Raw genomic sequence first — 25,971 nt, 5'->3', positions numbered from 1 at the left:
GTGATCTGCCAATGTGCCGCATATTCTTCGGGTACAAGGTCTACTAGATTCCTGAGGTCAAGCCCCTCCGTCTGAATTTGATCCAGCAGCCGTGCCAGCTCACGCGCCAAACCAACGGATTGGCCGCTTGTCGTATCTCCATCCGCTCTCGCTTCAATAAGCCTGCTGAGCAGCAAATGTCGTCTAAGGGGTTCGATAGCAGGCGGTAATCCGAGGATTTTTTCGCCAGTACCGTCGACACCAAAATCTGCTTCCAAAAGCAATTCGTCTTCGTCAACATCACCAATGGGGCGCATAACAGGCAGCATAAGAGGCTGCCCATCCGTTTCCCGTAAAAATGACGTTTGGAGGGCCCGAGCAGCTCGCCGCGTCGTCGTCAAAATGGTGACAGTACTCAATTCTCCTGGATTGGCGCCATGGCGCCTCAATAACTCCTTTGCGAGAACATCTACAAAGGAAAATTCAGGCGGAATATTCAAAACTTTGGGGATGCGAGGGCGACCCATTGTCACGTTCCGTTAATTTTCTCCGTTGCGACCACCAAGGCCTCTTCGGTACCAACATGCAACCATTTTCCATCATGGTGCAAGCCAAATAAACGGCCCGCGGCAGCGGCTTTGTCATAGAGTACATTAAGCGAGAAAATACCCCCTTTAACACCGTCAAAAAGCGCAGGGGTAAGCAATTGGACTCCGGTAAACATGTATGGCGCCGATTGTCCTGGAACGCGACGCGTGATTTGACCTGTGTCTTCCATAAAGAAATCCCCTTGCCCCTCATATCCGACAGCTGTCTCCATTGGATGCAAAAGCAACAAGGCGTCCATCTTTTCAGAGTCCCAAATATCTTGCATTTTACGAAGAGAGTTTGATCCATGATCAAGGACAATCACGTCAGAATTTAAAACGAAAAATGGCAGAGCCCCTAGTATTGGCAATGCTTTATGGACACCGCCCCCTGTTTCCAGAAGTTTAGCCGCCTCATCCGATACACGGATGTTGAAGCCTTGTTTCGCATGAACATGGTCTTCAATTTGATCACCTAAGTGATGCTTATTGACAACAACTTCTTGAATACCGGCTTTGCGCAATAAGTCAAAACTGTAGTCAATCAGTGCTTTGCCGGCGACTTTTACCAGTGGTTTTGGTGTTTTGTCTGTACGGGGTCGAAGTCTGGTGCCTTTTCCAGCCGCCAAAATCATGGCATGGGTATTCGAGTTGTGATTGCTGGTCATGCGTCCTTGTTCTTCCGGTTCAGCTGATCAAGAAACAATTTAAGATCGTGTAATTCAGGATGCTCGAGATTAGTCTGTAAGTGAAGCACCATTCTCGGCATCAATTTCAAATAGCTTTGCTTTCCATCTTTCTTGGCAAGACGTGTAAAAATCCCTAGGATTCTGAGGGCCCGGTGCGCTCCCAAAATGGCAAAAGATGCCCGAAAACTTGGTTCATCAACACCTGTTTCGTCTAAATAATACGTAATCATTTTAGAGGCTAACGCTGGTGTCACTTCGCGCCGGGCATCTTGCAATAAGGAAACAAGATCATACGTCGCGGGGCCAACAAGTGCATCTTGAAAATCGAGCAACCCGAGCGCTTCAAGGCCAGTTCTCTCCTTCAATAAGAGTAAGTTTTCAGCATGAAAATCCCGCAAAATGACAACCTCCGAACCCGTTTGAATTGTCTTCAGAAGTGGTAACCAAATCTCCCTATATTCCGTCCTGCCGCTTTCCGTAATTGCATATCCGAAATTATTCGGCACATACCAATCAAGAAACATCTGATTTTGTTCTAGGACATAGTCGTCAGAGAATTTAGGCAATTCCGCAGGAGATGGCATACGTGTCAGCGCCAGTAAAAAATCGACGGCAAGTTTATAGAGACCTTCTTCGTCCTCGCCCTTTTCTATCAACCGGGCAATCAAATCGTCCCCTAAGTCCTCAAGTAACAAAAAGCCTTTTTCTGAATCACTTGCAAAGACTTCCGGCGCGCTGAATCCATGGGTTTTCAATATTTTTGCAATTTCGACAAATTTCGTAACTGTTTCCGGTGGAGGCGCATCCATTAGGATAAATGTCTTGGATCGGTCCGTAAGTCGCTCATACCGCCGAGATGACGCATCACCGGCTAATTTTACCCTTTGAAAATGCGATATATTGTTATTTTGCAGAAACTGCTCAAGCAGAGTATCACGCACCGGATGATGCCCCTAAGAAAGACAAGCGGTTCTGCCAAGTCATATTTCCGCGCAGCATTAGAGTTCGATATTCCGAACCCCGCTTCGCATCTGGCGTAATAACAATATCCAAATTTTCCTCTGGCAAGTAGGGACCCATCCGGTCGGCCCACTCGATAAGAGTAATCCCATCATCAAACGCTTCGTCAATATCCAATTCTAAAACTTCTTCAGGGGTTTCAATCCGATAGAAGTCATAGTGATAAATTGTCGTGTTCTGGCCCGGAACATCATATGTCAAAAGTAAATTGAAGGTAGGACTCGGGACTTCTAGTTCAGGATCGATGAGGGATTGCAGAACGGCACGGATAAATGCAGTTTTACCTGCGCCTAACGTACCGGAAAGTGTCACCACATCGCCTTTCGTCAAGGCCGACGAAAATTGATGTGCAAAAGCGACTGTCTCCGATTGAGACTTCAATTGCTTTTCTAAAATTACGGGTTGCTCAAGCATTGCGTATCAGGAAACCTGTTTATGCTTAGAAGTTGCGGAAATGGAAACAGGAAGATAACAGGAAACAGACGTGCCAACATTTTCCTCGGATTGCAACGCAACATGGCCACCATGCAATTCCACGAAACTTTTCACTAAAGCGAGTCCTAATCCAGCGCCCGCGTTTTGTCGCGTAGTATCGCCCTTAGAAAAACGATCAAAAATCTGTTCTTGCAACTCTTTCGCGATACCCTTGCCCGTGTCGCTCACTGTTAAGATGTATTCTTCGTCCGTTTTTTCTGCGATCAATTTTATTTCCCCATTTTTGGGGGTGAATTTAATTGCATTGCTGAAGAGATTAAAGACAACCTGCTTAATCCGCCTTTCATCCACATCGACCATACCGAGATCTTCACCAATAATTGTCTCGACAGCCAGATCCTGTTTCTTTGCGCGCTCATGGACCATAGTGACAACATTTGCCAAAATTGCACTCAAATCTACTGGCTGTTTCTCCAGCTCTATTTGGCCTGCTTGAATATTCGCCATATCCAAAATATCGTTTATCAACAACAACAAGTGATTTGAGCTATTTACAATTCCCTGACCGTATTCCGCTTGTTTTTCATTCAAGGGGCCGAAGAATTCTTTTACAAGTATCTCCGCAAACCCAATGATTGTGTTCAATGGCGTGCGCAGTTCGTGGCTAACGCTCGCAACAAACTCTGTTTTCATTTTGTCCGCGGCTTCAAGGGCTTCATTCTTCTCCGTCAATGCCCGTTGCGCACGAAGCTCATGAGTAACGTCAATATATGTGAACAAAACATTCCCATCCGGTAAGGGAACACGGTTAAAATCTATAATGGAGCCATCTGGTTGCTCAAGCCGACCGCTTGCGTTATCTCGTAACGTAACATTTGCTATATATTTTTCACGCAGGTCATCTGTCCACTCAGCTCCGTTTTTTTGAAGATGGTGATCTATAATCTGGGCTATATGGAGGTCTTCTTGCAAAAAGCTTTCCTCGACACCCCAAATTTCAGCATATGCAGCGTTATACAGCTTCAACCGCGCATCTGAACCAAATACCGCAACACCTTCATACAAGTTATCCAACGTTGCCCGTTGGACCGCAATTTGAGTATTCCGGGCGCGTTCCAAGACAACCTTATCTGTGACATCTTCCATCAAGAATAAAAGGCCGCCGAAAGGGTGAGGCGTAATAACCATTCTGAGGATCGTTTCATCCGGCAGCTGAACCAATTCTTCCTGCATCGAAATCACATTGGTGAATAGAGATTTACGCTTCGCTTTGTACGACGAAAAATCCGCTTGTTCTGGCAGTCGCCGCAGTTCTCGCTGCTTGTCCAAGATTTCGCTAATCGTCGGTTTTTCAAATAAAAACTCATCGCTCATACGCCACAACTTCGCATATGTCTGATTGAAAAATTCCAGCCGTTGATCAGGACCGTAAATAGCAATTGCTGTGGCTATATTCTCAAGCACATCAGCATGACCCGCAATATGCCGCGTCAATTCTGCTCTTAATTCGATTTCTTTAGAGATATCTTGAGCAACGCCAACTAATTGATTATCAAACTCCAGCGGCGTTTCCGTTACATTGAAACTCAACCGATCTCCGCCAACTACATATCTTCTGGTTTCGTTTTGTGCAACCCCAGTAACCCGCGCTTTCGTTGCCAGCTTCCGGGCTTGGTCAGGTTCACGATTAGACGCCAATTCCGGCACGTTTAATGCTGTCGGATCGACGCCGACTATCTCGTCATATTTTTTGTTTCGCCAGATGATTCTGGATTCTTGGTCTCGGCGCCAAATAGGAAATGGAATCGCATTTATCAAATCGAGAAAATCATCTCGTTCCGACTTCACACTTGCTAGGGAAGACTTAACTCCCAACATTTCGTCGTTGAGCTTGGTTTGCTCTTCTTCATTTTTTTCAAGTGTTGCTTCAATATCCTCAATGCGATCAGCATATGTATCCGTCTGATTCAAGAGCGCAAGCGCTTTCTTCCGCATGACAATCAATGCCATCACGAGTCCAGCAAGGCTAAGCGCTGCCAGCCAGACAATCGTCAGTTCTGTTGTGGAAAATTGATCTGTCATTTCCGCCAGTTATTGGCTATCCCCTCAAAAACTCTACCTTTATGGTGGCGATCCTCGTGGTGTCACCCGCCTCACAATCCATCTTTTGATAAAGAATATGTAAAAAAAGGCCGGAGGGATAGTCCCACCGGCCTTTTCTATTCAACTAGTGTAAAGTTTAGTAGCGATAATGGTCTGGTTTGAAGGGTCCTATTTGCGGTACGCTGATATATTCAGCCTGCTCATCCGTAAGTTTCGTCAACTTCACGCCTAGTTTTTCTAGATGTAAGGTTGCTACTTTTTCGTCCAAATGTTTAGGCAACACATAGACTTCATTTTTATAGGTATCGTGACGTTCCCAGAGCTCGATTTGTGCAAGGACTTGGTTCGTGAAAGACGCACTCATCACAAAACTTGGATGACCTGTTGCACAGCCAAGATTCACAAGGCGGCCTTCCGCCAACACAATCAAGCGCTTTCCATCAGGAAACTCAATTTCATCAACCTGTGGCTTCACATTATGCCATGTGTAATTGCGTAGAGCGCCAATTTGAATTTCAGAATCGAAATGACCAATATTGCAAACAATTGCCCTATCTTTCATTTCCCGCATATGGTCCAACGTAATCACATCGACGTTGCCTGTCGTCGTCACGAAAATGTCCGCATTGGCTACAGCATCTTCCATTGTGACAACTTCATATCCTTCCATCGCAGCTTGCAAAGCGCAAATCGGATCTATTTCCGTCACAAGAACCCGTGCACCCTGACTACGCAAGGACGCTGAGGATCCCTTGCCAACATCGCCATAACCGCAAACAACAGCAGTCTTGCCTGCAATCATAACATCCGTCGCCCGCTTGATACCATCTACCAGGCTTTCCCGGCAGCCATAAAGGTTGTCGAACTTCGATTTTGTCACCGAGTCATTCACATTAATAGCAGGTACCTTTAGCGTTCCAGCTTTCGCCATTTCATACAGTCGATGCACACCGGTTGTGGTTTCTTCGGAAAGACCCAGCACATCTTTCATCAATTCTGGATAATCATCATGCATCACTTGCGTTAGATCTCCGCCATCATCAAGAATAAGGTTGGGCCGCCAACCATCCGGGCCGTCAATTGTTTGAATGATACACCATAGGGCTTCTTCTTCAGTCTCACCTTTCCATGCAAAAACCGGCACATTTGTTGCCGCAATCGCAGCAGCCGCCTGATCCTGTGTAGAAAAGATATTGCAAGAGGACCAGCGAACTTCTGCTCCAAGTGCCGTGAGAGTCTCAATCAAGACCGCCGTTTGTATCGTCATATGCAAACAGCCGGCGATACGAGCCCCTTTGAGCGGCTTGCTGACTCCAAATTCGGCGCGCAATGCCATCAAGCCCGGCATTTCGGTTTCGGCGATCGCGATTTCCTTACGGCCCCAGTCAGCCAGCGACATGTCCGCAACTTTATAGTCTTCAAAATTTGTCATGTGATTAGTCTTTCAAACAAAATAATACGTCAACGGGAGCCAGGAAAGGACACAGCTTGCCGCAATTGCAGCCTATATAACAAGCTCCGGAAAGTTTATCAAGCATAATATAAAGAAATCTTTATATCTTTATGGGCCAATTTTTATTGGCGCTATTTTTCACCGAATTTGCCGTCAACCAGCGTAGCGAGCGCGTTCAGAGCTTCTGCGGATTCTTTACCAGACGCTTCTATTTCAATTATCGTACCCGTACTTGCCGCCAGCATCATCAAGCCCATGATAGAGCCCCCTGATACTTGATTGTCATCTTTCGTCACAACTACTTCCGCGTCATACGCTTCAACACATTTGACGAACTTCGCGGCCGCACGTGCATGCAGGCCGCGTTCATTTGTAATTATCATCTCACGTTTCATTTTTCGGGTACACGGTAAACAAAAGCTCTTTTCATCGATTAATCAGGATTTGTCCGCCAAAAGGTGAGAGGCCACATTAATATACTTCCGGCCCGATTCTTGAGCCGCTGCGACAGCATGTTCCATATCATCTTCACCACGTAAACTAGCGAGCTTGATAAGCATTGGAAGGTTTATTCCTGCGATAACTTCGACATTCGCTTTTTCCATAACGGAAATCGCAAGATTTGATGGTGTGCCACCAAACATATCCGTTAGTAAAATGACACCCGCTCCCGTTTCCACTTCGTTGACGGCTGTCAAGATATCCTGCCGCCTCAATTCCATATCATCATCCGGACCAATGGATATAGCTCGAACCTGCGATTGCGGTCCAACCACATGTTCTGTTGCGGCGACAAATTCCTCCGCCAGACGCCCGTGTGTCACAAGGACCATGCCAATCATACTTCAACCGCTTTCTTCTGAAATACTATGCCGCTACTCATATTACTCTCCGCCCATTTTTATCAAATCCCGATGAACCAGATTAGCAAAATAACCGCTTTTCGCCACTAGGCCATGAATTTTTTCTGCTATACATACAGATCGATGCCGTCCTCCTGTACACCCTATGGCAACAGTAAGATAGGATTTTCCTTCCTCTGCATACCGTGGCAATAAAAGTGACAACAGATCAGATATCTGTTTCAAGAAATCAGCATAAACAACGTCTTTTTCAATGAATTCAACAACTTCAGGATCCTTACCGGTTTTTTTGCGAAGCTCTGGAAGGTAAAAAGGATTACTAAGAAAGCGAACGTCGAAAACTAAATCGGCTTCGCGAGGAAGACCGAATTTATACGAAAAAGACATGATAGAAACCGAAAGCCTTGTTGTTTTTTGTAGTCCAAAATGCCCCCTCAAAATACGCTTCAGTTCTGGTAAAGAGAGATTCGTACTGTCAATCCTGAGAGCTGCGGCCGCTTTAAGTTCCGATAATTGAAATTTTTCTTGTTTGATACCATCCGCAACAGGTCGGTCTGCCGCCAGTGGATGACGACGTCTGGTTTCTGTAAAGCGTCTTTGCAATACGGCGTCGTCGCAATCCAGAAACAAAAGCGACACTTTTTGCTTCCGATCACGTAGACCAGAAATCAACTCAAGTAAATGTTTCGTAGAAAAGCCACGCGTTCGAAAATCGACTCCCAATGCCAAATTTAAATCTCCGGATTCACCGAATTGGTCCACCATAGATATCAACAGCGATAACGGAACATTATCTGCAATTTCCCAACCCATATCTTCAAATTGTCGAAGTGTTGAGCTTTTACCAGCTCCCGACATTCCTGAGATCAGAACAATTTTGCTATTTGATACATCAGAAACCTCCATTTCACTCATATCCTATTTCCAAAATATCAAGCCCAAGCGCTAGCCGAACTTTTGCCGCAGCAGAGGCCATAAAAGGATCAATAAACCGAACCGGAATCTTGACGTTTTCTAGCGTGAAAAACACAGCCATTGGCATGCGCTCAATTTGTCGATAGGGAACAAGATCAAAGATAAGTCGCAATGGTATGTTGTCAACAAATGGTATTTCCATCAACCCGAGGCCACGCACCTCTATTTTCCCCTGTATTGTCTTCGGTACACCTAAAACTGCAGATCCCTGAATGACATGAATTTCTGTGTAATCGTCAGAAATCAGAGTCGCACCGCCATCGATCAACCTTAACGCCAAATCAGATTTTCCAGCACCAGGCGGTCCGCGGAGCAGCAATCCCTTACCATCAATATTTACAGATGTTCCGTGAACTTTAATCATTAGGCAAGTGTGGACTTTAGGGGCGAGAGACGCAACGGGCTATTTTGGCAACGCTACGACGAATACGGCGCCCAAGATCTCTTCTCGTTCATTTTTGGAATTACGTGCTGTTATTGTGCCCCCATGGGCATCAACAATTAATCGGGAAATACTGAGACCTAAGCCTGAATGACGCCCAAAGCCCTCTGACTTGGGCCGCTCTGTATAAAAACGCTTAAAAATATCCTCAAGATTGTTTTCCGGTATACCAGGGCCTTTATCTTCAACCCTAACTTCGACATGGTCACCAAAATTCTTAAGAATTACGCGTACGTGGCCTTTTTCTGGTGAAAACGAGACCGCATTGTCAATCAAATTTCGAAGCACTTGACTTATACGGCCCGGTAATCCGTTCACAAAGGCTTCGTCTTCTGGAACAATGACATCAAATGTAACTGCAGAGAACATTTGTGTTGTCTGATAAGTATCAACAACCCCCTCGACCAAAGCCCTCACGTCGACGGTTTCGCCCTCTGTCCGGGACAGCTCCGCGTCTAGCCGGCTTGCCGCAGAAATATCTGTTATCAAGCGATCCAAGCGTTTCACATCGCTTGCAATAACGGCGCGCAGCTTTTCCCGTTTTTCATCATCCTTGATTTGTTCAAATGCCTGTACCGCCGTACCAAGAGAGGTCAGCGGATTTTTAAGTTCGTGAGCCACATCAGCCGCAAACGATTCGATCGCATCCATGCGATCATAAAGTGCCATTGTCATTGCCCTAAAAGAAGCCGAAAGATCGCCGATTTCATCTTTTCTGTTTGAGAAGTCAGGAACAACCACACGACGGCCAATACCAAGACGTACTTTATCTGCAGCTTCCGCCAGTATGTGGATTGGCGCCGCAATTGTGCGGGCTAGAAAAAGAGACAAAAGAAGAGTTATCACTAATGTAACAGAAAAAACAATCAACGTCGTCACTTGAGCGGACCGAACGGCTTCATTAATAGCGCCACTATTTTCGGTCAACAGCAAGCCACCCAAAATATGCTTGAAACCTTGGACAGGAACCGAAACAGATAAGACTAACTCTCCGTCTCGGGTTTGACGGGTCATACTATCCGTTTCGCCATTTATCGCTGTTCCGACTTCGTCGAAATCCTTACTCGTCGGAAGGGGTGTCGTCGGGTAAAGCGGAAAATCATAATTAGTCGGAAAGAACTTTTCCCAGGTATCATACAGTTCCTCAAAAAACAGACGAACTGGGCTCTTTACTTCTGGCGGCGGTAATTCATCATAAACAATATTCCGCCCGGCAGAGATCAGTCGGCGACTATCGGCAATGAGCTTACCTTCTCGATCAAACAACAACGCCGGTGTATTCGTGACAATAGACAGCCGACGAAGAACTCTCTTTATAGGAGGAGAATCAAGTGTTAAATACTGGATTTGTCCATCAAGTGAAACTTCTTGGAGAGCCGCTTCGCCCAAAGCCCCGGCAATCATTCGGCCGTTTGTCGTCAATGATTGGAACTTTGCTTCAATAAGTCCGCTTTGAAACTGATCTAGATACAACAGGCTACCGGCCAGAAAAATGACCGAGAAAAGGTTGATCGCCATTATCCGCCGCCCTAGCGAGGAAAATGGTCCGCGTTTAACGACCTTTCCTCGCTTGTCAGCTTTTTTACTGGAACCGGAATTTCCCAAATAAGGCTTAGGCCGTGCTGTCATAAGATTGTGCAGTTACCCTGAGGCTATTTTTCCTTGAACCGATAGCCAACCCCATACAGGGTTTCGATAGCAGAAAACTCGGAATCAGTTGCTTTAATTTTTTTACGGAGCCGCTTAATATGGCTATCAATGGTACGATCGTCGACGTAAATATTGTCATCGTACGCTGCATCCATCAACTGATCACGGCTTTTCACGTGACCGGGTCTTAACGCCAAAGCATGCAACAACATAAATTCTGTCACGGTGAGCGTTACTTCGCGACCATCCCAAAAACAGGCATGTCGAACACTATCAAGACGCAGGTTTCCGCGAACTAGTATTTCTTCTTCGCTGGTGTCGCCTTCACCTTTATTGGAATTATGGCGTCGTAGCACGGTTTTGATGCGTTCGACGAGAAGTCTCTGTGAAAAAGGCTTACGAACATAGTCATCAGCCCCCATTTTCAATCCCAAAAATTCGTCAATTTCGTCGTCTTTGGATGTCAAAAATATAACAGGAAGATTAGATACCCGCCGCAGCCGGTTCAAAAGCTCCATACCGTCCATACGCGGCATCTTGATATCGAGAACAGCCAAGTCCGGCGGATTCTCCGCCAACCCTTCGAGAGCTGCTTCACCATCCGAATATTTATCAACGGTAAACCCTTCGGACTCCAGCAATATCGACACTGTTGTCAGAATGTTTTGGTCGTCATCTACCAAGGCCACTTTCGTCGCCATTTCACACCCCATTTTCATAATTTCACCCTATTGTATGGTTTGCTTTCGATAATTACCATCCTACATTTCGTCTAAATAAGGCAAGATCATGTCCCCGAGGTCAATCTGGGCCGTATTCCCGCTTTTCCGACCCCTAAATTGATAATTTCTTTCCTTTCTTCTCAATTTGTCGCAAAAAGCTGACATGAGAAAAAAAGATTCGCCGCCTTCACCTGGCCTCACTGCTCGATCCCTCCTTAGAGCAGCAACTACCGCCTGCCTGGGCACTATTTCGGCTGGAGGAGGAGAACCATATTGCTCACTAGTAATGGTTGCAACAGATCCAATGGGAAACCCCGTGCTCCTTATGTCTGACCTTGCGGTACATAGCCAAAATATTAAAGGCTCGGCACAGGTCTCTCTTTTGGTCAATGAGGCGTTCGTAAACGTCAATCCGCTGACGCAAGCAAGGGTCACTTTTCAAGGAACCGTCGGTTCAACAGAAGACGATCAATTGATGCGGCGCTACCTTCGCCGGTATCCAAGCTCAGAGGAGTTTGCCAGTTTCGCCGATTTCAAAATGTACCGCTTTACTATTGAAGAGGCGCGCTTGGTCAGCGGATTTGGAAATATTCATTGGATTGACGGTACTGAAATAATTATGCCTTCGCATTTTCTAGATGTCGAAAAAAGTGAAATCGACATCCTTGACCACATGAACTCAGATCATAATGATGCTGTCCAAAGCCTCGCGTTTGCCGATACCCAGGTCGATAGATCGGAAGACTGGGAAATGGTAAGTCTTGATCCAGAAGGTTTTGATCTACGTTCAGGGTGGAATTATCAGCGAATTCTGTTTGAAAATAGCGTTTCGAACGCAAATGGTGTCCGCAACGAAATTATCCGTTTGGTTAAAAACGCAAGAAACTAGATATTTTTTCCTTTTTTTTATTTCGTATGAAAAGATTTTTGAAGAAATACGAAATAATTTCGAAAATGGCAGTTCTTATTTTTACTATTTCATTGCGGAGGTGTTGCGCCGAAAAGACAGGCATCATATTCTCTCAAAAGACGCCCATTAAATTGGGCCTTTTTTTATAGCGCTGGAGAATGAATGTGGAGCAATTAGGACCCCATAAGAGTAGTTATGGGCTGGACAAAAATGGTCTAGACAATGTTGGTAAGGTTTATTGGAATTTATCAACTCCCGCTTTATATCAAGAAGCGCTCGTTCGAGGAGAAGCCTCTCTTGCGGCTGGCGGTCCGCTTGTCGCCCTAACAGGCCAACACACCGGGCGCTCCGCAAACGACAAGTTTATTGTTAAGGAAAGTAGTAGCGAAAATAATATTTGGTGGGGTCAGGTCAATAAGCCTATAGATGCCGAGAAATTTGCGGGATTACACGTAAAAATGCGGCAATATCTGACAGGTCGCGAAGTATTCGTGCAAGATTGTTATGCGGGTGCGGATCCCACCCATCGCTTACCAGTTCGAATTATTACCGAATGCGCCTGGCACAATCTTTTCGCGCGCAATATGTTTATACAACCAACTGCCGAAGAACTAGCCGATTTTAAACCGGAGTTTACAATTCTACAGGTTCCTTCCTTTGAAGCAGACCCGGCAGTTGATGGCACACGTTCCGAGGTATTTGTCCTTCCCAATTTTGCGGAAAAACTTGTTATTATCGGTGGCACTTCTTATGCAGGCGAGATTAAAAAATCTGTATTCTCAATCCTGAACTACCTCCTGCCTGAAAAACAGACCCTTCCGATGCATTGCTCCGTCAATGTCAGCGAAGAAGGAAATTCGACGGTATTTTTTGGCCTCTCCGGTACTGGTAAAACAACCCTTTCAGCTGACGCCAGCAAAATGCTTATCGGCGACGACGAACATGGCTGGTCAGATGACGGCGTTTTCAATTTTGAAGGTGGGTGTTATGCGAAAGTAATCAAACTGTCGCAGGAAGCGGAACCGGAAATATTTGAAACCACTCGCCGATTTGGCACTGTTCTGGAAAATGTTGTTGTCGATGAGGCAACCGGTGAATTGGATCTAGACGACAATCGCTACACGGAAAACACGCGCGCATCCTATCCAATCGATTTTATTCCCAATGCTTCAGAAACCGGTATTGCTGGGAACCCAACCAATGTCATTATGCTGACGGCAGATGCATTTGGTGTCTTGCCTCCCATATCCAGGTTGACCCCTGAACAGGCTATGTATCATTTTCTATCCGGCTATACCGCAAAACTTGCTGGTACAGAAAAGGGGCTGGGAAGTGAGCCTCAGGCAACTTTCTCTACATGTTTTGGCGCGCCGTTTATGCCGCGTCACCCCTCAGTCTATGCGTCTTTGCTTGGCGAAAAAATTGCGAAACATGGTGTAAATTGTTGGCTGGTAAACACGGGTTGGACCGGCGGCGAATATGGTACAGGCCACCGTATGCCAATTGGCCATACTCGTGCTTTAGTCAACGCAGCACTTGACGGTACACTTGCAAAAACTGAAACCGAAAAAGACCCTTTCTTTGGTTTGGCAATGCCAACTGCTTGTCCGGGCGTTCCTTCTGATATTCTGAATCCGAGAAACACCTGGTCGGACAAGGCTGCATATGACATCAAGGCCAAAGATCTGGTTTCACGCTTTATCGAAAATTTCGAACAATTCTCCGATTATGTTGAACCCGAAGTTTTAGAGTCCGCGCCAAAAATCGCATAAGAACGGCGCTAATTGCCATGATTTATAAAAAAGCGATCGCTATTTAACGATATCGGTCGTTTTTTCAATTTATGGTACCTGTGTTACCAAGCGATTCAGCGCAACCACACCTTCCAGTGGATTCCATGTTAGAAACACCGTTTTCAGCCCAATCTCAGTTTCGTTCCGTAAATTCTGCTGCTTGAAACCAAAGTAAGCAAAACTATTTTCAACAGCAACCCGATAGTTTCGTTAGTGATTGCTGAAAATTTCTGCTAGCCAAATCAACTAAATTGGATCAAAAACAAAGCGCCTCAATCGTTGATTGTATCCTACGGCGAATTGAAAGAAAAAATATATGTGGGCCATATCTCTCGCCATCCTACCGATTTTCCTGCTGTTGGTTTTGGGCAACCTACTTCGGCGCAACGGGTTTCCAGGGGGTGATTTTTGGCATCACGCAGATCGAGTAACCTATTGGGTCTTATTTCCATCGCTTCTTCTCCACAGCACGACTACGGCACCCTTTAATGAAGATATCGTGGATACGTTTGCATTCGCGTTATTTAGCGCCCTGGCCGCAACAGCTCTAGTTTCGCTTTTATGTATACGGATTTTCAAACTATCTGGCCCCGTGGGCGGATCTGTTTTTCAAGGTGCGACCCGTCATAACACCTTTATTGCTGTGGCTGTAGCCGAGTATTTGTACGGAGCGCAGGGGTTACTCCTTGCAACTGTCGCGATATCCCTTCTCGTGCCGGTGACAAATCTTCTCTGTGTTACTGTTCTTGTTTGGTTTCAAGGGGCTTCAAGTGCAATTTCCTTGAAACGCCGATTGATACAAGAAATATTTCGAAACCCACTCCTGCTGGCAATTATGTTAGGCGTAAGTTTGAATTTATCAGGCATTGGCGCCCTACCCGTCCTGCATGATCTGACGGGCATATTATCAAAAGCCGCCCTGCCCTTCGCTCTCCTTTGTGTTGGTGCTGGATTGCGTATAAAGGCCATTCACACTGGCGCGCGATTTGTCGCGATTGCTACTTTGAGCAAAATGCTCATTTTTCCGGTCGTAATCACTGGAATAGTCATAATAACAGGGGTTGAAGGAGTTGCTGCCATGGTTCTGGTTATTTATGGTGTCGTCCCAACAGCAAGTTCTGGTTATGCGTTGGCGAAATTGTTGGGAGGGGATGCGGAAGTTATGGCGGGCATCATAACTGTCCAAACAATGATCTCTATTGTTACCATACCCCTCGCACTATCTCTTGCGAGCGGGTATTTTTTACCTTAAGGCCCCGGTATTCGTAAAATCGTGGGTTCGGCACCGCACAAAGCACAGGCAGGATCTCGCGAAACCTTAATTTTTCTGAACTCCGTTGACAACGCATCGTAAAGCAGCAACCGACCAGACAGACTATCGCCAATATTCAAAATCTCTTTGATAATTTCGATGGCTTGAATAGATCCAATGACACCGGCTAATGCCCCGAGCACACCGGCCTCACCACAGGTTTGTGCGATTTCCGGGGGAGGCGGAACAGGGAAAACGCAGCGATAACATGGGTTATTCCCGTCTTCATATGCCTTAAATGTACTAATTTGACCGTCAAACTGTAACATAGCGCCGGACACAAGAGGCTTCCGCATAAAAAAGCAAATATCGTTTAGAAGAAACCGCGTTTCGAAATTGTCCGTACCGTCGGCAATAAGATCATAATCTGCAAGAATACCCTGAGCATTGTCAGCATTTAATCTAGTTTGATAGGGAATTACGTTGATATCAGGATTGAGACGTTCAATAGAAGCTTGCGCACTTATTACCTTTGCCTGATTAATATCAGTTGTTTCATGTGCTATTTGACGCTGGAGATTCGAGAGATCGACCGCGTCATCGTCAATAACCCCAAGAGTACCAATACCGGCTGCCGCCAAATATAGAAGCATCGGCGAACCCAAGCCCCCTGCTCCAACAATAAGAACTTTAGCGCCAAGCAATTTTTTTTGACCGCGTCCGCCAACATCTCTTAGGACAATATGCCGAGCATATCGATCCAATTGTTCATCAGTCAGGTTCATAAAATTTCAAATTCCGTCGAATAGAGCTGTCGTCAAGTATCTTTCTGCGAAGGAAGGAATTATAACAACAATGGTCTTTCCTGCCATTTCGGGCCTGTCAGCAATTTCCAACGCCGCGGCAACAGCAGCGCCTGAGGAAATTCCCACCGGGATGCCTTCCTTCCGAGCAACCTCGCGTGCGGTTTCGAACGCTGTTTCATTGCCGATCGTCAAAACTTCGTCAATCAGGCTCTCATCGAGATTTTTAGGCGAGAACCCTGCACCGATACCTTGGATTTTATGAGGCCCGGGCTGCCCACCGGATAGAACCGGACTATCTTCCGGCTCAACGGCGACGATTTTTATATTACTATCATGCTTCTTTAAAACTGAACCAACACCGGTCAAAGTACCGCCAGTTCCCACTCCCATGACAACCACATCTACTTTTCCGCCCGTATCAACCAAAATTTCTTCTGCTGTCGTGACTTTATGGATTGCCGGATTTGCTGGATTTTCAAATTGTTGCGGGATTACAGCATCACCGATCTTTTCTTTTAATTCTTTCGCGCGTGCAATTGCGCCATTCATACCTTTAGCGGCTTCAGTAAGCTCTAGTTTTGCGCCAAGTAATTTCAGCATTTTACGACGTTCAATAGACATACTTTCCGGCATTACAAGTGTCAGATTATATCCTTTTGCAGCGCAAACAAAGGCAAGTCCAATACCAGTATTCCCGGACGTTGGTTCAATTATTGCCGTATTCTCACCAATCAGTCCTGCTTCTTCCATAGATTCAATCATAGCGGAAGCAATGCGATCTTTCACTGATGCCAAAGGGTTAAAAAACTCCAGCTTAAGTAAAATATCAGCACGGCTTTTGGTATTTTTCCCAATGCGCTGGGTTCGAACAAGCGGTGTCCCGCCAACCGTATCGATAACACTGTCGTATATTTTTCCTCTTGGGGCCTCGGTTGTCATTACTTCCCCTTCCAATTACAAAAGATTAAATATCAAAATCAGCGCGTGATGCTGTGGTTTCTTCTTGGCAATTTACATTGGCTCGACGACACAGGTCTTCAAGGGTTACAGAATCCAATTGCGCCAGCATTGACGCCTGCGCCTCAATCCACAGCGGCCCGACCACCAATTGCCCAATGTCGGACGAGAAAATTTGAGTGTCTTCACCCATATCAGCCGCGCTTATCGCCCGAATTACATCCCCGGCCGTAATTCGGCGCCTTTCCCGTGCCAGACGATATCCGCCCCGAGGGCCGCGCACGCCCTTCAATATTCCTGTATGCACCAATTGCTGCATTACCTGCTCCAAATATCTTTGCGGAATACCTTGACGCTGGGTGATTTCTTTTGATTGAACCGGATCGGGGCGTGCATTGAAAGCGATATCAACCACGGCTTCCAGCGCATACAGCATTTTTTTCGGTAAATGAAGCATCTTCAGTTAGACCCTCCCTTAACGCCGGTCGATCCAAATCCGCCTTCACCACGGGCTGTTTCATCCAAACTTTCCGTTTCATTCCAACTCGCCTGGATGACGGGCGCTACAATCATTTGAGCAATTCGATCGCCTCTCTCAATAATAAACGTCTCTTCACCCATATTCAGAAGAATAATTCCTAATTCTCCGCGATAATCAGCATCTATGGTTCCCGGGCTGTTGGGTAAAGTAATGCCTTTTTTCAGTGCCAAGCCGGATCGCGGACGAATTTGCACTTCAAATCCAATTGGAAGCGCAATTTTCAACCCGGTAGGGACCAATGCTCGGCCGCCTGGTGGAATTTCAACATTACTGCTAACTGCCGCGCGTAAATCCATACCTGCACTTTGCGCCGTTTCATAGCTGGGTAGCGGAAGGTCAAGATTATGGGGAAGTCGGGAAACTGAAATATTTACATTATTCATGTGGATTTACTCTGGAAAAATTCTGAAATATGGACTCCCAGCGTTTGCGCAACGTCGTACTTCGATTGCTTTGGCCAGCTTTCAGTAGACGTGCCTTTCAGCAAGAAAACCTGATTTTCATCACCACCGAATGTTCCGGTCGAGGCGCTCACATCGTTGGCGACAATCCAATCGCACCCCTTTTTGATCCGCTTTGCTTTGCCATTCTCAACAATGTTCTCAGTCTCGGCAGCAAATCCAATAACAAGATCCGGCCGATTAAGTGAATTCCCGCTAATTGTCGCAAGAATGTCGGGGTTTTCAGTTAATCTTAAATCGGGGAGGGCGCCTGCCTGCTTTTTTATCTTTTGCGTGGCTTCGTTATTTACGCGCCAATCTGCAACAGCGGCGGCGAATATTGCAGCATCGACCGGCAACGACTCCTCACATGCCAATAACATCTCTTGCGCCGATTCAACGGCTCGTAAAGTTACGTTTTCACTCGCCTCCAGTCTTGTTGGACCTGAAACTAAAGTTACTTCAGCTCCTAGCTCCGCGAGGGCATTGGCAATTGCATAGCCTTGTTTTCCAGAAGAGCGGTTGGCAATATATCGAACAGGATCAATAGGTTCGTATGTTGGTCCCGCCGTCACGAGAATTTTTCGCCCTTGTAGGGGCTTTACGGAACCGAGTTCAAAAAAATCGTTAATTCGCCTGGCAATATTCTCCGGTTCAGATAAGCGTCCGGGGCCAAATTCTCCGCAAGCCATATCACCATCATCCGGACCGACAACCATAACACCGTCACCGATTAGAGTTTGAAGATTACGTTGTGTCGCCGCATGCTGCCACATACGCACATTCATTGCCGGCGCAATCATAACCGGCTTATCTGTTGCCAAGAGTGCTGTAGTCGCCAAGTCAGATGCCATTCCCGAAGCCATTTTCGACATCAGATCTGCCGTAGCCGGTGCAACAACGACCAAGTCGGCGCTTCGAGACAATTGAATATGGCCCATTTCAGCTTCATCGGTAAGCGAAAATAAGTCGGTGTAAACTTTGCTGCCTGATAATGACGCCACAGACAAAGGCGTTACAAATTCTTCAGCTGCACGCGTAAGAATACAACGGCAACTTATACCTTGTTTTGATAAAAGCCGGATCAACTCGAGCGTTTTGTATGCCGCAATACCTCCCCCGATAATCAACAAAACAGATTTTTGTGACTCATTCACGCGCGGCCCGCCCCAGTTTACTTATTTCACTTTTCTTTTATGTAAATAGAATAATAATCGCATCGCCGTAGCGCAAGCAATATTTATACGCGTATCGGAGCCCTAAAGCGCCAGCATTAGTAAGTACCCAGCAAACGCACCCAAAACAACGCCCGTTACCAAATAGACACCTTTTATTTTTGAGATCCGATATTCTTCTTCCGCTGTATCATGAGCTGGGCCATGGGCCGCGTCATCCCGTGCTTCGAGGTCGCCCAAAACCCGGTCGGCTCTATTAACGATCGCAGGTATTTTTTTCAAAAGGGCAATGCCTTCATTGATCACGTGCGCCGCCTGCGCCTCAACTCCCATGTTTTCACGCATCCAATGCTCGACGGTGGGTTGCGCAACTTCCCAAAAATTGATCTTTGTGTTAAGGCTTTGGGCGACCCCTTCTGCTGTTACCATCGTCTTTTGAAGCAGCAAAAGCTGGGGTTGGGTTTCCATCTCAAAGGTTTCAGTAATTTGAAACAATTGCACCAAAAGCCGGGCAATGGAAATTTCGTTGACCGGACGGCCCAATATAGGCTCGCCTATGGACCGACAGGCTTGAGCAAATGAATCCAGCGATTTATGAGGAGGCACATATCCCGCTTCAAAATGCACTTCAGCAGCTCTTCGGTAATCTCGCACTAGAAATGCATACAGCATTTCAGCCATAAACAATCTGGTTTCCCGGCTCATTCGGCCCATAATTCCAAAATCGACAGCAACCAGCTTGCCACCGTCGCTCACAAAGAGATTGCCGTGATGCATGTCTGCGTGGAAAAAACCGTCGCGCAACACTTGATGTAGAAAAACCCGGATGACATTTGCAGCGAGAGCATCCAAGTCATAGCCCGCCTCAGTCAGCGCGCCTTTGTCGGATATGCTGATACCGTCCACACGGCTTTGTGTCATCACGCGACGTGCAGTGCGCTGCCAATCTATTTCGGGTACGCCAAAATCTGGATCATCGGCAAAATTCTCTGCCATTTCGGAAGCTGCTGCCGCTTCCATTCGTAAATCCATTTCCAATTCAACAGAATCTGCCATTGTCTCGACAATTTTTGTTAATCGTAAGCGTCGAAATCCTGGCTGATATCTTTCTGCCAACCGGGCGAGCCAGAAAAATAGTTGAAGATCGGTCTCAAAGGCTTTCTCAATATCAGGTCGAAGAATCTTAACCGCTACTTGTTTGATTATTTCAACGGTTGCTTCAGGATCTTCTTCGGTCGGGGTGAGAACAGTTTCTCTGGTTTTAGCAAAATGTACCTGAGCAATAGAGGCGGCCGCAACAGGATCCGGATCAAATTCAATATATAATTCTTCGAGGCTAGCTTCTAGCTCATATTCAATTGTTTCTCGGGCCTTTTCGAATGAAAAAGGAGGCAATTTGTCACGCAGATTTCCAAGGTCTTGCGATATTTCTTCGCCCAGTAAATCAGATCTGACAGAAAGAGCTTGCCCCAATTTTATGAAACTCGGTCCCAGGTCTTGCAGTGCATTGGCTAACCGTTGCCCTTCGCGTAAACCCTTGTTCTTCGTCGCACCAACAGCAAAAACCGGAAGGATGAAACGAAAGAGTTTTACATAAAATGGCGCGCGTTCAAGGTCATCCAACAGAAACAAGGCATCATGGCGCGCCAACGTGCGGGCGATAAATAAAAGACGATGACAATTGTTAATGATCCGGATCACGCGAAGAGCCCTCTCACAACCGCCAGCCTGAATGCAGCGCTGCAATTCCGCCAGATAATCGTCTAAATTTAACCTGATGAAAACCCGCCTCTACGATCATTTCCGCGAAACGGTCTGCATCCGGAAATTGCCGAATACTCTCAACCAAATATTCATAAGACTCTTTGTCTTTTGCGACTAACCGGCCAATTTCCGGGAGCAATTTGAAGGAATAAAAATCATAGACGTCTTTTAAAATTGCCGCCTCTACTGTGCTGAATTCAAGGCATAAAAACCGGCCTCCAGGTTTTAGGACCCGTCGTGCTTCTCGCAATGCCAATGGAATATCCGTCACATTTCGAATGCCAAACGCTATTGTATAGGCATCTACGGATTTATCCGGTAAGGGCAGGGACTGAGCATCACCATTTACCCAGTCAAGTCTACTTAGTCGGCCCTGGTCAATTGCTCTATCTTGACCTACGCTTAACATTGCATGATTAATATCAAGTACTGTGACTGTGCCGTTACCTTTGACTTTGTCCAAAAATCGAAACCCAATATCGCCCGTGCCTCCGGCAACATCCAGAAGGTGGTGTCCGGGCCGTGGCATCAGCCAGTCAATCATCGCTGTCTTCCATAATCGATGGACACCAACACTCATCAGATCATTCATGACATCATAGTTTTCAGCAACGCTGTCAAAGACGCCTCGCACAAGCCCCGCTTTTTCATCAGCTGGTACTTGCTTGAACCCAAAATGGGTGTTGCCGGAAGAATTATCTGAGGGTGCCACTGGAACCACCAAGTGATATATGAAAAACAATGCCTCTGTTTCGTCGAAATAAGAGCATAGCGCAAGCAACAATTTAAGGCTACTGTCCCGCAATGCCAGAATTACCTGAAGTTGAAACCGTGTGTCGTGGACTGGAACAAGCTCTTGTCGGCGACAAATTTGAGAAAATTACGCTGCGTCGAGAAAATCTACGCTTTCCGTTTGCACCGGGCTTCGTTGAAGCACTTGAAGCAAAAAAGATTCTCAGTTTACGACGGCGTGCGAAGTACATCCTGATGACCTTGGAAGATGGGACGGTCATGATCGGGCATCTGGGAATGTCGGGTAGCTTTCGGATCGATCAGAAAATGGTGTTCGAATATGAAAAACATGATCACGTAATTTTTCATACAGAAAAAGGGATTACTGTCCGTTACCACGATCCCCGGCGTTTTGGGTTTATGATGCTGACAACAGCCGATAAAATGGACCAGCATCCGCAACTTGCGAGTATCGGTCCAGAGCCATTGGGTAACGAATTCGGCGGACCACAATTGGCGGAGAGATTGGCTGGACGCGCCGCGCCTATAAAAGCGGCTCTCCTTGATCAAAAAGTTGTCGCTGGCATTGGCAATATATATGCGTGTGAGGCATTGTTTCGATCCCATATTTCTCCAAAACGAAAAAGCAGTACGATAAAGGGAAAGCGCGCCGACTTACTGGCAGATGCCGTACGTCATGTTCTGAATGAGGCAATTGCATCTGGCGGATCGACACTTCGAAATTATAGCCAGACTTCTGGCGAGCTGGGTTACTTCCAACATCGCTTCCAAGTTTATGACAAAGAAGGGTCAGATTGCCCCAATAAAATGTGCAGCGGATCTGTTAAGCGGCTTGTGCAATCGGGCCGCTCAACATTTTACTGCCCGTCCTGCCAACGATAATAATCAAAAAATTGCCAAGATGCTGGTCTATAATCTGGACAAATTCATGTTTGCACCGATAATGGCCAGATAATTTTAACAGGCTCCCAGGTCAGGGCTGGGCAACATTAGAGAACAGGAACAATACCATGGCATATAGTCATATTGCAGTAGATATTAAAGGAGCCGTCGGCGTGATCCGTCTTGATCGCCCAAAGGCATTGAATGCACTTTGTGCAGAGCTTTTTGTCGAACTTGATGACGCATTAAATGGATTTGAAGCCGACGATGCGATTGGTGCGGTTGTCCTAACCGGATCAAATAAAGCCTTTGCTGCAGGTGCTGACATAAAAGAAATGCAGACTAAGACCTACATGGATGTCTACAAAAAGAATTTTCTTACCGGATGCGAAGAACGGGTCGACACAAGCCGTAAACCTATCATTGCTGCGGTTGCGGGCTATGCCTTGGGCGGTGGTTGTGAGCTCGCCATGATGTGTGATTTTATCCTGGCAGCCGATAACGCACAGTTTGGTCAGCCTGAAATCAAACTCGGTACGATTCCAGGAATGGGCGGAACCCAGCGTCTGACCCGATTTGTCGGCAAGTCCAAAGCTATGGAGATGTGCTTGACCGGCCGCATGATGGGTGCCGACGAGGCAGAACGTTCAGGACTAGTAAGTCGCGTTATACCCCTCGATGATTTGATGGATGAATCGATTAAAGTCGCTAGCTCCATTGCCGAGCTGTCGCAGCCTATCGTCATGATGTGTAAAGAGAGCGTAAAAAAATCCTACGAAACGACTTTAGCCGAGGGAATCATGTTTGAACGGCGGGTCTTTCACTCAACTTTTTCAACAGAGGATCAGAAGGAAGGCATGTCTGCATTTGCGGAAAAGCGAACGCCTGACTTCAAAAATCGTTAAATAGCTTCTAGTCTTCTGGAGAAAAGGTCCCTATTTCATAAAAAATTCCATTTTTTCACTAATCTCTTCGTCAAACGGTATTCTTATGTTGACTGCAGTTTCCTCGCTAGTTATAACCCGGCTTCCGAATTTCGAAGCTAAAAGACAGGATTGTCATGGCGCATCATAAATCTGCACTAAAGCGCATCCGGCAAACAGACGTCCGGACCGAACGTAACCGGGCTCGTCGCAGCCGTATCCGCACCTTTGTAAAAAAGGTAGAAACAGCGGTCACAGAAGGTGATCAGACAAAGGCCAATGAAGCCCTGCGCGTAGCGCAGTCTGAATTGAGCCGGGGCGTTGTTAAAGGCGTGTACAAAAAGAACACGGCCTCAAGAAAGATTTCTCGTCTGAATGCTCAGGTGAAAGCACTTTCTGCGTAACATTGCAAAAGAAAAAAGAATCAAGCCGTATCCATTTTTGGAATACGGCTTTTTTTTTGACTTTAGAGAAAGTAAGTTGACCAAAAACACGTGATTCATTTAACGCTTTTTACCAGTTAAAGTCGCCACCACCAAATCGATCACTACATCTTGTAGGTCAAGATTTTGTTTGATCAATTTCCAAATTTATTTTTGATATTCCCGCCTGCACTCTATTGCGTGCGGATAAAGCTTGATATTAGTCTTGTCGAAATTGGGAGTTAAACATCGTACTAACCTGTTGGCTGGAAATTGATGATCCAGAGCTATTCGGCCCTCGAATTCGCCTGATGATCCGTAATCGGTAGCAAGTTTTTTTCGCCGTATGGAATAGACAAGTCATCAATTTGCCGTTTCCGTTGGAATGGTTGAAATCTTGCAACTTTCCCTGGATTTACCGAATCTGGGTGGAGAGCCGATAACAGCTTTTGGCAAAGCGACAACGTGGCAGAAAAGGAATAATATATATGGCGAATGGAGACGTTTCGACCGGGCCTGATGGTTATGCTGGCGATATAACGGTACAGGAAGCTTGGCAATTGCTAGAAGATAATCCTAATGCCCTGTTGATTGATGTCAGAACAAACGCTGAATGGGCGTATGTTGGACTACCAGATCTGTCGTCGCTCGGAAAGCGCGTCGAGCCAATTTCCTGGGTTTTATTTCCTGATATGTCTCCCAACATGAATTTCGTAAATGAGCTTGATGCCCGCCAGTCTGATAAAGACGCACCGATGATATTTTTATGTCGTTCCGGTGTGCGATCCATTGCCGCCGCCAAAAGTGCAACATTGGCGGGCTATCACGCCAGCTACAATGTCCTTGAAGGCTTTGAAGGCAATGCTAACGTTGAAGGGCACCGTGGAACGACCGGCGGTTGGAAAGCCGCCAATTTGAAATGGGTACAAAGTTAAAATGGGTCACGACGAAGCACAAGGTATCTCCGCCGCCAATCAAGATATCTGGAGCAAGGTACGAGGGAAATTAAGAGCGGAATATGGGGAAACAACCTTTAATTCCTGGCTCAAGAATATTGAATTGGAAAAAGTCACCAACAGCCATGTAAATATGACTTTGCCTACGCGGTTTTTGCGAGATTGGGTCATCAATAATTATGCGTTGCGGATCCGCCAGCTCTGGTCTTCTGAAGATGAAAAAATTCAATCTATCGATATCCATGTAAAAACCTCGACGAAGCAGGCTCCGTCAAGACGTAAACCTGCAACCATTGGCCTGGGCGAAGCGAAATCATCTTTCACTGCCAATGCAAACGGCCATGATAGACCCGAGCAGAATTCAGCCCTGACTGCGCAGCTTGATCCCCGTTTCACTTTCGATAATTTTGTCGTTGGAAAATCTAACGAATTGGCACATGCGGCAGCCCGGCGGGTTTCTGACGCCAAAGACACAGTGCCCTTTAATCCTCTATATTTGTATGGTGGAGTCGGGCTCGGTAAAACCCATTTAATGCATGCGATCGGCCATGCCATTGCTGCCAACAGTCCTGAAAAAAAGGTGATGTATCTTTCGGCAGAAAAATTCATGTACCGCTTTATCCGTGCCTTGCGGTTCAAGGATACGATGACCTTCAAGGATCAATTTCGCTCTGTCGATGTACTGATGATCGATGATGTTCAGTTTATCGCAGGAAAAGATTCTACTCAGGAGGAATTTTTTCATACTTTCAATGCATTGGTTGATCAAAATCACCAAATCATAATATCAGGTGACCGTTCGCCGACGGATCTTGAGGGGATGGAGGAGCGCATGCGTTCCCGGCTCGGCTGGGGGTTGGTTGCAGACATTCATCCGACAGATTACGAGCTCCGGCTTGGCATCCTGCAATCGAAAGTGGAAAATGCAAAGATCTCCATCGAGCCGAGAATTCTTGAATTTCTTGCCCACAGGATCACTTCCAATGTCCGCGAGCTTGAGGGAGCTCTTAATCGAGTCCTTGCTTATTCAGATCTGGTCGGCAGGACAGTTACGCTAGAGAGCACACAGGAAGTTTTACGCGATTTGTTGCGCGCCAATGATCGGCGTATCACTATTGAAGAAATCCAGAAACGAGTGGCAGAGCATTTTAACATCCGGATGTCCGAAATGCACTCCGCGCGCCGGGCAAGAGCTGTCGCCAGACCACGACAGGTTGCCATGTACTTGGCCAAACAACTCACGTCCCGATCTTTACCAGAAATTGGCCGTAAATTTGGCGGGCGAGACCATACGACGGTGATGCACGCCGTTCGGAAAATAGACGAGCTCTGTGAAGGTGACCAATCATTATCCGAAGATATCGAGCTTCTGAAGCGGATGCTCGAAGGATAACATGCCGATCAAGCTGGTAATTTTTGACTGTGACGGAGTACTCGTCGATAGCGAACCCATTACCAACAAGATTATTTCGCAAAGCC

The 25,971-nt window shown here is 46.3% G+C and carries 26 protein-coding genes and 1 pseudogene; 8 read left to right on the top strand and 19 right to left on the bottom strand.

The window, feature by feature from the left end; translation table 11 throughout:
* The 12 genes and pseudogenes from V7723_RS18265 to V7723_RS18210 all read right to left on the bottom strand — a co-directional run.
* A pseudogene (locus V7723_RS18265) lies at positions 1 to 506 on the bottom strand (double-strand break repair protein AddB); the annotation flags it as partial.
* A 2-nt stretch (positions 507 to 508) separates the two neighbouring features.
* Positions 509 to 1,234 (bottom strand): nucleotidyltransferase family protein, encoded by a 726-nt coding sequence (locus tag V7723_RS18260; RefSeq protein ID WP_335685936.1) that lies wholly within the window; start codon positions 1,232 to 1,234, stop codon positions 509 to 511.
* Positions 1,231 to 2,196, bottom strand: coding sequence for an aminoglycoside phosphotransferase family protein (locus V7723_RS18255; protein WP_335685935.1), 966 nt, complete (start codon positions 2,194 to 2,196; stop codon positions 1,231 to 1,233). Before V7723_RS18255 ends, V7723_RS18260 begins: the two co-directional genes overlap by 4 nt.
* Positions 2,189 to 2,689 carry a tRNA (adenosine(37)-N6)-threonylcarbamoyltransferase complex ATPase subunit type 1 TsaE gene (gene tsaE, locus V7723_RS18250; protein WP_335685934.1) on the bottom strand — a complete coding sequence of 167 codons (501 nt, stop codon included), beginning with the start codon at positions 2,687 to 2,689 and terminating at the stop codon, positions 2,189 to 2,191. The genes V7723_RS18255 and tsaE overlap by 8 nt, the downstream gene beginning before the upstream one ends.
* Before the next feature lie 6 nt (positions 2,690 to 2,695).
* A complete protein-coding gene (locus V7723_RS18245) occupies positions 2,696 to 4,792 on the bottom strand; it encodes a sensor histidine kinase (protein ID WP_335685933.1) in 2,097 nt (698 codons plus the stop codon).
* A 157-nt stretch (positions 4,793 to 4,949) separates the two neighbouring features.
* Complete coding sequence (gene ahcY / locus V7723_RS18240; RefSeq protein WP_335685932.1) at positions 4,950 to 6,245, bottom strand: adenosylhomocysteinase; 1,296 nt, start codon at positions 6,243 to 6,245, stop codon at positions 4,950 to 4,952.
* A gap of 152 nt (positions 6,246 to 6,397) precedes the next feature.
* Positions 6,398 to 6,661: an HPr family phosphocarrier protein gene (locus V7723_RS18235; protein WP_443024257.1), complete on the bottom strand. Its 264-nt coding sequence runs from the start codon at positions 6,659 to 6,661 to the stop codon at positions 6,398 to 6,400.
* 42 nt (positions 6,662 to 6,703) lie between these two features.
* Complete coding sequence (locus tag V7723_RS18230; RefSeq protein ID WP_335685930.1) at positions 6,704 to 7,108, bottom strand: PTS sugar transporter subunit IIA; 405 nt, start codon at positions 7,106 to 7,108, stop codon at positions 6,704 to 6,706.
* Positions 7,109 to 7,150: 42 nt separating this feature from the next.
* Complete coding sequence (rapZ, locus tag V7723_RS18225) at positions 7,151 to 8,044, bottom strand: RNase adapter RapZ (protein WP_335685929.1); 894 nt, start codon at positions 8,042 to 8,044, stop codon at positions 7,151 to 7,153.
* Positions 8,037 to 8,468 carry an HPr kinase/phosphorylase gene (locus V7723_RS18220; RefSeq protein WP_335685928.1) on the bottom strand — a complete coding sequence of 144 codons (432 nt, stop codon included), beginning with the start codon at positions 8,466 to 8,468 and terminating at the stop codon, positions 8,037 to 8,039. The genes rapZ and V7723_RS18220 overlap by 8 nt, the downstream gene beginning before the upstream one ends.
* Positions 8,469 to 8,507: 39 nt before the next feature.
* Positions 8,508 to 10,175 carry a stimulus-sensing domain-containing protein gene (locus tag V7723_RS18215; protein WP_335685927.1) on the bottom strand — a complete coding sequence of 556 codons (1,668 nt, stop codon included), beginning with the start codon at positions 10,173 to 10,175 and terminating at the stop codon, positions 8,508 to 8,510.
* Between the two features lie 23 nt (positions 10,176 to 10,198).
* A complete protein-coding gene (locus V7723_RS18210) occupies positions 10,199 to 10,897 on the bottom strand; it encodes a response regulator transcription factor (protein ID WP_335685926.1) in 699 nt (232 codons plus the stop codon).
* Positions 10,898 to 11,081: 184 nt separating this feature from the next.
* Between V7723_RS18210 and V7723_RS18205 the strand changes: the two genes are divergently transcribed.
* The 3 genes from V7723_RS18205 to V7723_RS18195 all read left to right on the top strand — a co-directional run bounded on the left by V7723_RS18205 (position 11,082) and on the right by V7723_RS18195 (position 14,873).
* Positions 11,082 to 11,807 carry a HugZ family pyridoxamine 5'-phosphate oxidase gene (locus tag V7723_RS18205; RefSeq protein WP_335685925.1) on the top strand — a complete coding sequence of 242 codons (726 nt, stop codon included), beginning with the start codon at positions 11,082 to 11,084 and terminating at the stop codon, positions 11,805 to 11,807.
* Between the two features lie 179 nt (positions 11,808 to 11,986).
* On the top strand, positions 11,987 to 13,600 hold the full coding sequence (locus V7723_RS18200; protein ID WP_443024256.1) for a phosphoenolpyruvate carboxykinase: 1,614 nt from the start codon (positions 11,987 to 11,989) through the stop codon (positions 13,598 to 13,600).
* A gap of 337 nt (positions 13,601 to 13,937) precedes the next feature.
* On the top strand, positions 13,938 to 14,873 hold the full coding sequence (locus tag V7723_RS18195) for an AEC family transporter (protein WP_335685923.1): 936 nt from the start codon (positions 13,938 to 13,940) through the stop codon (positions 14,871 to 14,873).
* On the opposite strand, the gene V7723_RS18190 is transcribed toward V7723_RS18195, so the two are convergent.
* The 7 genes from V7723_RS18190 to ubiE form a co-directional block, all read right to left on the bottom strand.
* Entirely contained in the window at positions 14,870 to 15,658 is a 789-nt protein-coding gene (locus V7723_RS18190; protein ID WP_335685922.1) for a HesA/MoeB/ThiF family protein, read from the bottom strand. The two genes, V7723_RS18195 and V7723_RS18190, sit on opposite strands and share 4 nt — an antisense overlap.
* A gap of 6 nt (positions 15,659 to 15,664) precedes the next feature.
* The gene (gene cysK, locus V7723_RS18185) at positions 15,665 to 16,618 is read right to left on the bottom strand and encodes a cysteine synthase A (RefSeq protein WP_335685921.1); all 954 of its coding nucleotides are present in this window, start codon (positions 16,616 to 16,618) and stop codon (positions 15,665 to 15,667) included.
* 25 nt (positions 16,619 to 16,643) lie between these two features.
* On the bottom strand, positions 16,644 to 17,093 hold the full coding sequence (locus tag V7723_RS18180; protein WP_335685920.1) for an RrF2 family transcriptional regulator: 450 nt from the start codon (positions 17,091 to 17,093) through the stop codon (positions 16,644 to 16,646).
* Positions 17,094 to 17,095: 2 nt separating this feature from the next.
* Positions 17,096 to 17,560 (bottom strand): dUTP diphosphatase, encoded by a 465-nt coding sequence (gene dut / locus V7723_RS18175; protein ID WP_335685919.1) that lies wholly within the window; start codon positions 17,558 to 17,560, stop codon positions 17,096 to 17,098.
* A complete protein-coding gene (gene coaBC, locus V7723_RS18170) occupies positions 17,557 to 18,774 on the bottom strand; it encodes a bifunctional phosphopantothenoylcysteine decarboxylase/phosphopantothenate--cysteine ligase CoaBC (RefSeq protein WP_335685918.1) in 1,218 nt (405 codons plus the stop codon). The genes dut and coaBC overlap by 4 nt, the downstream gene beginning before the upstream one ends.
* A gap of 102 nt (positions 18,775 to 18,876) precedes the next feature.
* Positions 18,877 to 20,493, bottom strand: coding sequence for a 2-polyprenylphenol 6-hydroxylase (ubiB, locus tag V7723_RS18165; protein WP_335685917.1), 1,617 nt, complete (start codon positions 20,491 to 20,493; stop codon positions 18,877 to 18,879).
* A 13-nt stretch (positions 20,494 to 20,506) separates the two neighbouring features.
* The gene (gene ubiE / locus V7723_RS18160; protein ID WP_335685916.1) at positions 20,507 to 21,268 is read right to left on the bottom strand and encodes a bifunctional demethylmenaquinone methyltransferase/2-methoxy-6-polyprenyl-1,4-benzoquinol methylase UbiE; all 762 of its coding nucleotides are present in this window, start codon (positions 21,266 to 21,268) and stop codon (positions 20,507 to 20,509) included.
* Between the two features lie 92 nt (positions 21,269 to 21,360).
* Between ubiE and mutM the strand changes: the two genes are divergently transcribed.
* From mutM to dnaA, 5 genes are all read left to right on the top strand, one after another.
* Positions 21,361 to 22,191: a bifunctional DNA-formamidopyrimidine glycosylase/DNA-(apurinic or apyrimidinic site) lyase gene (gene mutM / locus V7723_RS18155; protein ID WP_335685915.1), complete on the top strand. Its 831-nt coding sequence runs from the start codon at positions 21,361 to 21,363 to the stop codon at positions 22,189 to 22,191.
* 128 nt (positions 22,192 to 22,319) lie between these two features.
* On the top strand, positions 22,320 to 23,096 hold the full coding sequence (locus V7723_RS18150) for an enoyl-CoA hydratase (RefSeq protein WP_335685914.1): 777 nt from the start codon (positions 22,320 to 22,322) through the stop codon (positions 23,094 to 23,096).
* A 155-nt stretch (positions 23,097 to 23,251) separates the two neighbouring features.
* The gene (gene rpsT, locus V7723_RS18145; RefSeq protein ID WP_335685913.1) at positions 23,252 to 23,518 is read left to right on the top strand and encodes a 30S ribosomal protein S20; all 267 of its coding nucleotides are present in this window, start codon (positions 23,252 to 23,254) and stop codon (positions 23,516 to 23,518) included.
* A 506-nt stretch (positions 23,519 to 24,024) separates the two neighbouring features.
* Positions 24,025 to 24,471, top strand: a complete 447-nt coding sequence (locus V7723_RS18140; RefSeq protein ID WP_335685912.1) for a rhodanese-like domain-containing protein — start codon at positions 24,025 to 24,027, stop codon at positions 24,469 to 24,471.
* Position 24,472: 1 nt separating this feature from the next.
* On the top strand, positions 24,473 to 25,885 hold the full coding sequence (dnaA, locus tag V7723_RS18135; protein WP_335685911.1) for a chromosomal replication initiator protein DnaA: 1,413 nt from the start codon (positions 24,473 to 24,475) through the stop codon (positions 25,883 to 25,885).
* Positions 25,886 to 25,971 lie beyond the last annotated feature (86 nt).

The organism is Sneathiella sp., assembly GCF_036960985.1.
Lineage (GTDB): Bacteria > Pseudomonadota > Alphaproteobacteria > Sneathiellales > Sneathiellaceae > Sneathiella.
The sequence above is the reverse complement of the archived record's forward strand: the minus strand, read 5'-3'. Positions and strand labels throughout refer to the sequence as shown.